At 40.7% G+C, this 6,287-nt stretch carries 6 protein-coding genes; 4 read left to right on the top strand and 2 right to left on the bottom strand.

Annotated elements, in window-relative coordinates; genetic code table 11:
* A partial coding sequence (locus CUN85_RS10135; RefSeq protein WP_135390201.1) for a zinc ribbon domain-containing protein occupies positions 1-233 on the top strand: 233 nt, incomplete at its 5' end.
* Positions 234-258: 25 nt separating this feature from the next.
* Here the strand turns inward: CUN85_RS10135 and CUN85_RS10130 are convergent.
* Positions 259-522, bottom strand: a complete 264-nt coding sequence (locus CUN85_RS10130) for a hypothetical protein (RefSeq protein WP_135390200.1) — start codon at positions 520-522, stop codon at positions 259-261.
* Between the two features lie 649 nt (positions 523-1,171).
* Between CUN85_RS10130 and CUN85_RS10125 the strand changes: the two genes are divergently transcribed.
* From CUN85_RS10125 to CUN85_RS10115, 3 genes are all read left to right on the top strand, one after another.
* Positions 1,172-2,311 carry an MFS transporter gene (locus CUN85_RS10125; protein WP_235856288.1) on the top strand — a complete coding sequence of 380 codons (1,140 nt, stop codon included), beginning with the start codon at positions 1,172-1,174 and terminating at the stop codon, positions 2,309-2,311.
* Positions 2,312-2,465: 154 nt separating this feature from the next.
* Positions 2,466-3,251 (top strand): helix-turn-helix transcriptional regulator, encoded by a 786-nt coding sequence (locus tag CUN85_RS10120; protein ID WP_135390199.1) that lies wholly within the window; start codon positions 2,466-2,468, stop codon positions 3,249-3,251.
* 532 nt (positions 3,252-3,783) lie between these two features.
* Positions 3,784-4,569 carry a helix-turn-helix transcriptional regulator gene (locus CUN85_RS10115; protein ID WP_135390210.1) on the top strand — a complete coding sequence of 262 codons (786 nt, stop codon included), beginning with the start codon at positions 3,784-3,786 and terminating at the stop codon, positions 4,567-4,569.
* Between the two features lie 510 nt (positions 4,570-5,079).
* Here the strand turns inward: CUN85_RS10115 and CUN85_RS10110 are convergent.
* The gene (locus CUN85_RS10110; protein ID WP_135390198.1) at positions 5,080-6,234 is read right to left on the bottom strand and encodes a tyrosine-type recombinase/integrase; all 1,155 of its coding nucleotides are present in this window, start codon (positions 6,232-6,234) and stop codon (positions 5,080-5,082) included.
* Between the last annotated feature and the right edge of the window lie 53 nt (positions 6,235-6,287).

The raw sequence follows: 6,287 nt of genomic DNA, 5'->3' as shown, positions 1-6,287 counted from the left end.
ATTTCCTCAAATACAAAGCTACTCTCGCAGGTATTCCAGTATTTGAAGTAGACCCAAAAAACACATCAATAGAATGCTCGATGTGTAGACACATTGACAAAAAGAACAGAAAAACTCAATCAGAGTTTCTCTGTGTCAATTGCGGACATGCTGAAAATGCCGATATTAACGCTTCCAATAATATAGCATCCCGGGGTATCTGTCAACTACCCCATTGTCCTCTGTCCTGTTAAATGGAACATAGAAGGACAAGCCACCCTATTCACAGGGTGGTAGTTGACAGTCTGCATAATAAGCATTAATCTTGCCGGAATCACGGGGAACATATGTGAAAACCAGCCGGTCTTCGTAACTATAGGTCTTTGCAATGAAAACATCGATTTCCGGGATTTCTGCGTTTACACCAGCAACCTGTTCACTGCCCTGCTCAACGTTTCCCACAGTGATGTAGAAATTGCCGATCAGAACAAGTGCAATCAGGACAAGGAACGACATGACAATGATCTTCAGTATATTGCTCAAGCAATACTTCCTTACTGTTAGTCTTTTGATTGAGATGAACACAGTTCACTATAAATGTTATGTAAACTGCGAAACTGTTTGAACCTATCCCCGTTATCACCAATTGCAGAGGACCGGATTCAGAAAAGCATATTTCCAATGGTGTAAGCTCATAGGAATTATGATCCCTGACAAAATGGTGATTTTCCTCCAGTGTCTTCCTGTGGAAGCAATGCCTGTATGCTGGCGTTAAGCCCGTTAAGGAGAGACCCCATTTTTAACAGTAACATCGTTAAGCATCAAAAGTATGTTCTTCCTTTTCCCGGATGCCAAGAAAATTCGTTTTTTTGCTGATAATAGTAAATATTTTCCTGCACTGAAGCTGTAGTTTATAATATTATAGAGGTTCCGGCAGGAAATAACCCTTCTTCAGAACTTATAAAGCAGGAAATACAAATTACATCTCCTAACCTTGCATCGGTGTGATCCCAGAGTCCCGATGGAATACACATATGAAATATCCTGCGTGTAAAAGGTGAGTGAAGGGGAATATTATTGATACAGGATAAACTATTAAAGACATCTCTTGAGAGGGAAGAGATTCCGAAAAAAGAACGTTTCATGAACCGGGAAGAGATGACAAAGAACCCTGATAACAAATAATCTGTCCATGTCAAACTATAATAAAACAGAGATATACAGAACAAGATTGTTGCTTTATCTTACTGTGTTCGTGATAATGGCCCTATCCAATGCAGTCGTACCTGTGTTGCCGGAAATAGCGGCTTCGGAAAAGGAGAGTTCAGGGACTCTTGCATGGATCATGCTGTTCTCAGGATACTTCATAGGTGCACTGCTCACGATGTTGCCCTTTGGCTTTCTTTCGGACAGGTATGAACGACTGCATTTCGTGGTACTGGCAATTCTACTGACACTTATTTCAGGATCAATACTTTTGATTACCGAAAACCTGTATATTCTTATAATTGTCAGGCTGGTCGAAGGTACTGCTTGCGGGGCATTCTTTCCGGTGGCCTATGCGCTCCTTTCTGAATATAAAGAGAAAAAGCGGTACATAAGCGAATTCAATTTCCTCCTGAATGCAGGCCTGGCAATAGGGGTAGCCTTTGCAGGTTATCTGGCACAATGGCACATCAAGAGCGGTATACTCCTGTTCACAGTCATCGCAGGTCTGGCTTTTGTAGCAGGGATATGGATCCTTAAAAGGCACGAGCCGGTTAAAGAGGTAAGAGCCGGTAACTCCGCCAGCCCGTCAGAGAGAGGCATGATAGCTGGCAGTTTCACCAACAGGAGCTATCTCAACATATGGATAATTACCTTTTTGCTATTCGGACTGACCGGAGTGATCACTTCATTCTACCCTGAGCATAGCAGTGGCCTTTTGAGTAAAACAGAGATTGGAATTTCCCTGGCTGCGCTCTATGTCAGTGCCATGGCAACCAATATCCTGGCAGGCCGCCTGAACCTTAGTTACAACTACATGATTATCATTGGAGTACTGATAACGGTCATCGGTACCTTGGTATTTATTCAACAGCCCATTATGGGACTTATCCTGATAGGCACCGGTTCCGGAATGGGTATGATCGGACTGCCCATGGCAGTATCACAGATGAATATCGAGAGGGGGCTTGGAATGGGCATATTTAACACATATGTCTATGCCGGCCTAGGCCTGATGCCCATATTTACCGGAGCGTTCATTGAGATAATGGAATTTGAAATAATATTTGCCAGTACCGCACTAATCCTGTTAGTGCCGGTCTTAATAAATCGTCAGATAAATTAGAAGATTCTGGCAATATCAGAACATCCCAAATTCTCATTTTTTAAACAATGCAACTATTCCCCATATAGATACCAATAAAAATTCAGCTTCTTATAAATAATACTACATGTAAGTATTATACAAAGGATATTAACTTCAGAGGATAGAGTCAGCAATGAAGAGACCATTACTTGATGTTGCATTTGCGTCTGATAAAAGAAAGAGCGTTCTCCTATTGTTACAGGATGGCCCCAAGAAAATGAAAATTGTTCTTGATTCTCTGGACACTACAAGACAAGCTTTACTTCCACAAATGAGGATTCTGGAAGATTATCACCTTGTTACGGGTTCAAATGATGTGTACAAATTAACAACGATCGGCGAAATAATAGTTAATGAGATGATTCCTCTTTTAGATACGATTTCAGTTTTCGATAGTGATATTCATTATTGGGGAACCCGCAAACTCAATTTCATCCCCCATTACCTTTTAGAAAGGATAAATGAACTTGGAAAATGCAGAATAGTAAATCCACCTATTCCGGAGATATATTCCATTCACACACAGTTCCATGAAACTACTAAAATATCTGAATCTGTTTTTGTGATTACAACATTCTTATATCCAAACTATTCCACTCTTTTATCCGACCTGATAGAAAATGATATACAGATGCATATTATTATATCCAACGACTTATATTGCAAAATACAAAACCATCAATATCCGGATTTTGAAGAGCTTATTGATAATAAACTGTTCCACTTATTTGTTTGCCCTGACAAAATGGATTTTCTGGCTTTTGCATACAACGACCATCAAACTCTATTGACCTTACTAACCAACAGAGAAGAATTTGACAACAAATTTGTTATATGTTCAGACCCATCTGCTATTGAGTGGGCAAAGGAGCTTTTTGAGCATTACCTGAAGGACTCTGTACCAATCACAGAACTTTAATTGAAATATTAGAATTGGTAAAGTTCCCAATTATAAACTATTTTATGTTTTAAAATTGTTTTTGCTTTACTAAAAGTTAAGAAGAGGCACCCGATAAACCACCACGATTATGGTGTCTCTTTCCTTACGAATCCGGGATATTCCCCATACCCCTCTTTAACTCACTCCCATAGGTTGTGAGCTCCCAAATGCTCACACGTCCTAACATGTTATATTTGCATATAACCAGAATGGATTTTAATCTAAGAGTTGCTACTATCTTTTTTTTACAAAAAGTTTTCAATAGCGTTGGAATTTCAAGCTGCGCTTGCAATAATAGTCACATAGTCCAGACAAAGAATTATAGTTATAAAATCAGTTCTGTTTTCAAATTCACATAACAAGTTCGCGGTCGGTCACTGGCTTCACATAAATTTCACATAACGCAGTTAACATTTCAGCACATACAACAACAAAATTTCAGATTGCTTTAAATAATATCATATGAGAATATTATGAGAGGGAATGTTTGGTTTTAGGAATCGTGCTGATAATGAAGAAACCATTACTTGATGTCATATTTGCTTCTGAGAAAAGAAAGAATGTTCTCCTATTGCTACAGGACGGACCTCGGGGAATGAAGTACATACTCGACCAGCTGGAAACTACCAGGCAGGCCTTACTACCGCACGTGCGAATCTTAGAAGATTATCACCTTATAACCGATTCAATGGATACTTACGAATTGACAGATATAGGGAAATTGATAGTTAATAAAATGACTCATTTAGTAAGCATCACCGAAGTGCTTGATACTGACATTGACTTCTGGGGAACCCGTAAGCTTGATTTCCTTCCCTCCCCTCTGCTGAACAGAATTAACGAACTTGGGAAATGCAGAGTGATCAGTCCCCCTGTGACAGATATATTTGAACTTGATAAAGATATAACAGATACATCCTATAAATCAAGGTCGCTTTCCATGATTGCTGCATCCCTTCATCCAGGTTATCCCCACTTGTTTAATGAACTGGCCCATAAGGGCATAAATATACGTGCCATCTTTAGTAAAAGTGTATTTGACAGCATGAAGAGTAACTACAGCACTTATTTAGAGGAACTTATTAAAAACGAGTCTTTCAACTTATATGTCTACTCTGAGAAAATGGATTTTTTAGCTTTTGTCTATAACGATTTTAATTTTCTCATGCGTATGTTGAAAGTAGACGGGACCACTGATAACAAATACATCCTGTGTAAGAATCCGCCCACACTCAGATGGACAAATGACTTTTTTGAATACTATCTGAAAGACTCCACACCAATCACAGAACTCTAACAATAATATTCTAGCCAAGAAAATATTTTCAATTACGAGACAGCTTTATACGAGAAAAACCATTTTGGACCAGATTAAGAAGGTAGGATGAGGCACTCAATAAACCACCACAATTTATGGTACCTCTTTCCTTACGAATCCGGGATGTCCCCACATCCCTTCAACCCCCACTCACTCAACCCGCATAGTTGAGAAGGCAGGATGAGACGCCTGATAAACCCACTCTTTAAGGCGCCTCTTTCCTTACGAATCCGAGATATTCCCCAATATCTCTCTTAAACTCCACTCCCAATAGCTTGCGAGCGTCCCCCGCTCACAACCTCTAATATGTTGTATTTGCATATAACCAGAATGGATTTTAATCTACGGGTTGCTACTAAGTTTTGTCTATAGACGATATTTCAATGCCATTACAATTTCTGTGAGCCTTACAATTAATACCGCCTGGTGAATCCTAGCGCCCGGCCTACCAGGCCGGCGCCCTCACAGGCCGGAAAGATCAAGACAGGTTCAGTCCATCACCTTCCTCAATATCTCAGCAACCTCCGGATCCTTTTCAACAAGCTCCATCAAAGCCATAGAAATATCAGAGCGCTTCTTCTCAACATCAACTGCACTTTCAATTGTAAGGGCCATGCCACACATAGAACAGAATCCTGAAGTCGAACCATTCACATGTTTACAGCGTGGACACTCCACCGATGTAAGTTTGGGTTTGAGTTCTTCTTCATCTACAATTCCATGCATCTTCAGAATTGCCTTATCGATCTGCTTGCCAGAAAGATGTACGTAGATTCCCGCCATCTTGGAGCTCTGCTCCCATCCCAAGTGCTCTTTCATCTGGGACTCGGTCAGGTACTGCGCGAGATCCGTACTGCGGGAGTGCCTGAAAAGATGGTTATAGACTCTCTTCTTGATACCTGCCTTCTTGGCAAGTCTCTTGATCAACATACGGATTGCAGAGTAGTTCAGTTGCTTGCCTCTGCCTCTCTGTCCTATTCCCACCCAGACATAATCCTCTGGATTATGCTTGCCTGGGTGTATATCCAGCCATGAGGCAAGATATGGAGCACTAAAGACAAGCCTTACTCTCCTCATGCCGGTCTTGCCATCAACTACCAGGACAACGCCGTACTTGTCAAAGGCAACGTGTTTTATCTTGATCTCACCAATCTCCCCTACACGTCCTCCTGCATCCCACATGGTCGCAACAAGAGCCTTGTCCCTGGGATGTACTGCAGCTTCTATCATCTGCTTGACCTCGGCCTCGGTCAGCATTTCTTCAGGCAATTTGTTAGGGTTTCGGACCTTGGGTTTGATCCACGCTGTGAGCTCAGGATCCTTGCCTTTGTTCATCCACCTGAAAAAGCGTTTGATGGTGACGAAATAATCATACTTGGTCCATTCACTACGATCCGACTTGACAATTGCCTCAACTAAAAATTCAATATCATCTCTGGTAGCATCCTTGAACTCAAAATCAAAGGTCGAAGCTATAAGATTTAGCTGATTAAGGTATTTCAATACCCGAACCTTTTTAATCCCTTCAAGGAAAAGATATCTCTCAAACTTGAAAATAAGATCCTTGTTCGATTCACTATACTCTGCAGTACGTATACTACCCTCTTGAGAAGCAAGTTTTCGATCAATATTGTAAAGTGGCATGCTTTTTCACTTCGCTTATTTATAAAAAAGTTTTACCTTAGCGAAGTGAAAGT

The sequence above is a fragment of the Methanolobus halotolerans genome, from assembly GCF_004745425.1.
Classification (GTDB): domain Archaea; phylum Halobacteriota; class Methanosarcinia; order Methanosarcinales; family Methanosarcinaceae; genus Methanolobus; species Methanolobus halotolerans.
Note: the sequence above shows the minus strand (reverse complement) of the source record. Positions and strands in the feature narration are given on the sequence as shown.

What these genes read in the sequence shown, in the direction of transcription:
- CUN85_RS10125 (WP_235856288.1), top strand. Translation starts at nt 1,172, where the DNA reads ATGTCAAACTATAATAAAACAGAGATATACAGAACAAGATTGTTGCTT.
- CUN85_RS10115 (WP_135390210.1), top strand. Translation starts at nt 3,784, where the DNA reads ATGAAGAAACCATTACTTGATGTCATATTTGCTTCTGAGAAAAGAAAG.
- CUN85_RS10120 (WP_135390199.1), top strand. Translation starts at nt 2,466, where the DNA reads ATGAAGAGACCATTACTTGATGTTGCATTTGCGTCTGATAAAAGAAAG.
- CUN85_RS10110 (WP_135390198.1), bottom strand. Translation starts at nt 6,234, where the DNA reads ATGCCACTTTACAATATTGATCGAAAACTTGCTTCTCAAGAGGGTAGT.